Origin of the sequence: Drancourtella massiliensis (assembly GCF_016900655.1) — a bacterium.
Lineage (GTDB): Bacteria > Bacillota > Clostridia > Lachnospirales > Lachnospiraceae > Sellimonas > Sellimonas catena.
Map to the genome: position 1 here is coordinate 1 of NZ_JACJKH010000054.1, position 3,569 is coordinate 3,569.

The window sequence follows — 3,569 nt, forward strand, 5'->3', positions numbered from 1 at the left end:
TTTAATGTAAAGTGGCTGTTAATGTAAAGCCAAACAGTTCCATGCAATCATTAGCTACATTGATCTCTTACTGACTTTACATTAACACTTGTCTGCTACCCTAAAGAATCCAAGAAAGAAAGTAGATCATCCCGCTCCTCTTCAGAGAAGAAATCAAGACTTTCAGGTACAGTTTTCTCGGCAACTGATTCTATAGCCTTTCTTGTGATCTCAGGATTCGTAGTCAGATAAACCTGTGTAGTCGCCACAGATTCATGCCCCAGGAAATCTCTGACATTGTATATGTTTACGCCTCTGTTCACAAGGTGTGTAGCCTTACTATGGCGAAGTATGTGAGGATACGCAGAACTTTCAATAATTCCTGGTTCGTTTTTGTTGGCTATTTTGGAGTATTTTTGTATTATATAACGGATGCCCTGCCTTGTTAACCGCTCCCCGTTTTTATTACAAAACAATGGAGCATCCGGTGTAAGACGGAAACGTTTGATATATTTTGATACGATCTTTTCTGTTTCACTGAGTAAGGGAATAAAACGATATTTGTTTCCCTTTCCACGGACATAAATCCTGCAGCATTGGCCAGGATGGAAATCCATAACATTAAGACCAATGATTTCCTGAACCCTGCAAGCTGAATCGTACATAAGCGATAAAAGTGCAAGATGACGCAGCCCTTCGTCAACTGAGGAATCTATCGCTGCCAGCAACTGTTTTATTGCATCGGTGGACATACAGACGGGAGGTTTCTTCTCCCCTTTTCCGAAAGGGATACTAAGTATTTTTCGGCATTGATCCGAATGCTCTGGTGCAGTCATCATTACATATCGAAAAAATGATTTTATATGTGCTAACCTTACATTTTTTGTGGATACTCCATTTTTTCTAACTTCTGCAAGCCATGTCATGAACTCCAGTACTCTTTCATGGCTGATATCATAGATTTCTATCTTTGATATATCCGTATTGGATTCTGCCATAAATGCAAGCAGCAGCCTGAAGGTGTCACGGTATGATGAGATAGTATTCGCCCCATAATTATGCTGTTTCATCAAGTACGACATAAAATAGCGCTGGACATAAAAGGATAAGTATTCACTCATCGATCACCTCCGGGAAAATACTCCCCAGGGAGGCTTCCTTTTCAATGAAGTCTTTATGTCCCCGTTCCGTGAAATGAATGTATTTTTCCGTATCCATGTAATTCACATGGCCAACATAGGCAGCCAATATCGGGATGGCAGTGTAGATATTCATTCCGCTGTCCAACATTTTCTCCAGACTTCTGGTACAGAACGTGTGTCGAATGGAGTGGATGTTGGGTGTTTTTCCATCTGCCATGTATATATCTGCCGCCTTAAACATCTTTGGAAACATATATTTCATCGCATCATATGTAAGATGGCCGCCAGTATAGGAAGAAATAAAAAACGGCTTGTCTTCGTCAGACATATCGATAGTTTCAGCATAACTGCTGAGAACCATTTTCAGACTATCAGATACAGGAATATATCTTGAAACACCGTTTTTTCCATTTATCACCTTAACTACACCATTTATTGGATCAACATCCTCCCTTTTCAGTGCCAAAACTTCTCCTATACGCATCCCGGTACCTATGAGCATCCTTACAAGCACTGGATAAATCTGTTGATGCGATTTGGTCCTATATGATGGAGAAAGTGAATCAGCAACAACGACTAAGCGATGTAATTCTTCATCGCTGAAAATATATGGACGAAATTCACATCTGGTTATCTTCATATACTTTGGCGGAACAGCGGCTGCATTTACTCCGAGAAGCACCAGGAAGGAACAAAACTGCCGAAGGTTTGATGCCATGTATTGACGTTCAATTTCGCTAAGACCATTACGCGGAGCCAATAACTCCCGTATCATCTTCTCAGATATCTGATTTGTCTGATACTGGTTAAGTGAATTATTCATTTTTCTGAAACGGATCAGTGTTGAACTTGCAACCTTTTCGCCTTTACCTCGTTTGAATTCTATGAACTTTTCAAAATACGGCTTGAAGAAACCTTCTTCAAATTTAAGGAACTCCTTGTCATTAATCATTTTTGGGGCACCTCCAATGCTGCTATCCTGAGGCGCTCAATATCAGACCAGACATATGCCTTCGTTGAGGCTGCGGATGTGTGCCCGAGAATTACGGCAATCTCATTTACCGGGGTTCCCGATTCAAAGAGGTTTGTAGCCAGACTGTGTCTGAGCGAGTGAAGGCCATGGTGTTTCCCTTTGGTATCTACACCAGCAAGTTTGAAGTATGGCAAAATCTTATCTCCAAAATGGTCATTTACCGAGTATGGAATATATGGTTTTCTAAGCCGGATAAATACGTATGGGCTATCCACTTTTGGGCGGACATTTTTGATATAGTCAAGTAATGCAAACATCACTTCATCCGTAATAGGAAGTGACACTTCTCTATGTGTCTTGAATTGTAAAACTGTTATGGTTCGTTTTTTCCAGTTGATGCCACTAAAAATCAAAGCTTTAATATCACTGGAACGCAATCCATATACACAGGCAAGAAGCATCATAAGATAGGCAGTTTTACCCCAAGGAGTGCTTCTGTCAACTGCATTCAGAACACGTTTTACCTCATCTGTCGTATAGAAAGAAGGTAGCCTCTCATGTTTTTGGGAATGAATCCCTGCCAAAAAAGGAAGTGGATTAAACGGTAACTGCTCCAAAAACTCGCCATAGGAGAAAAAGTTCCTGATGGTATATAAAATAGAAGCCTTCCCTTGCGATGAATATCTATCCCTAAGAGATGAGATAAAATCAGCAAACAGTTCTGGTGTAATGTCCCTCAAGGCACCGCATTCCTTATCTGCCAGAAAAATAAAAAATACTTTCATACGGCCGGAGCGTGTACGGATAGTGCCTGGGCTCTTCTGGTCATCCCTCATAACAGTTTCGTATCTGCTGAGAATATCCTGATAAGGTACAGGACATCTAAGAGGATAATTAATATACCTTCGTTTTGGTTCTTCGTTATGAAGGATGTCGTAAATCATCCGCATAGTTCGTGCATACCGTTCTTTTGATTTGGATGGTGGCGCTTCAAATGGTGGGACTCCAACCATTAGGCTATAATACTCTTGGATGGCTAGTTCTGGGATGGCTAAGGGAGCCTTATCCTTTACATGCATCTGAAAATCATCAGCAATTCGGAGATATGCTTGAGCAGTTTGGGAATCAGATCCATGGTTTTGTGTGATGTATTCTCGGAACTGTTGGATTACATCATACAGTGTTTCTGTGTAATTGGAATCAATCATAGTAATTTCTCCTTTCTCATAATTGATTCCATTATGAGCTATTAATGTAAAGTTAAACACCATAAATCTATGATTTTTAGCTATTTCAATTACTTGCTTTACATTAATAGTTCCTTTACATTAAACCTGTAATGTAAAGCTTTACATTAAAGATTGTCTGGAACAAGATACTTCGGAACAGCCCCATAGTATTCCAGTGCGTGGACAACGCCGGTAATAAAACTTGGCAGCTTCTCGTCAAGGAATACTTCTGCATATACACGGCTG

The 3,569-nt window shown here is 40.3% G+C and carries 3 protein-coding genes; all 3 read right to left on the minus strand.

Annotated elements, in window-relative coordinates; all coding sequences use genetic code 11:
- Window positions 1–95: 95 nt before the first annotated feature.
- The 3 genes from H6A32_RS15555 to H6A32_RS15565 are packed head-to-tail and all read right to left on the minus strand — an operon-like array spanning window position 96 to window position 3,302.
- A complete protein-coding gene (locus tag H6A32_RS15555) occupies window positions 96–1,100 on the minus strand; it encodes a tyrosine-type recombinase/integrase (protein WP_204864795.1) in 1,005 nt (334 codons plus the stop codon).
- Window positions 1,093–2,073 carry a tyrosine-type recombinase/integrase gene (locus H6A32_RS15560; protein WP_204864796.1) on the minus strand — a complete coding sequence of 327 codons (981 nt, stop codon included), beginning with the start codon at window positions 2,071–2,073 and terminating at the stop codon, window positions 1,093–1,095. The genes H6A32_RS15555 and H6A32_RS15560 overlap by 8 nt, the downstream gene beginning before the upstream one ends.
- A complete protein-coding gene (locus H6A32_RS15565) occupies window positions 2,070–3,302 on the minus strand; it encodes a site-specific integrase (RefSeq protein WP_204864797.1) in 1,233 nt (410 codons plus the stop codon). Before H6A32_RS15565 ends, H6A32_RS15560 begins: the two co-directional genes overlap by 4 nt.
- Window positions 3,303–3,569 lie beyond the last annotated feature (267 nt).

Bases quoted from the DNA above. Each gene is read 5' to 3' on its own strand.
- H6A32_RS15555 (WP_204864795.1), bottom strand. From the start codon at position 1,100: ATGAGTGAATACTTATCCTTTTATGTCCAGCGCTATTTTATGTCGTAC.
- H6A32_RS15560 (WP_204864796.1), bottom strand. From the start codon at position 2,073: ATGATTAATGACAAGGAGTTCCTTAAATTTGAAGAAGGTTTCTTCAAG.
- H6A32_RS15565 (WP_204864797.1), bottom strand. From the start codon at position 3,302: ATGATTGATTCCAATTACACAGAAACACTGTATGATGTAATCCAACAG.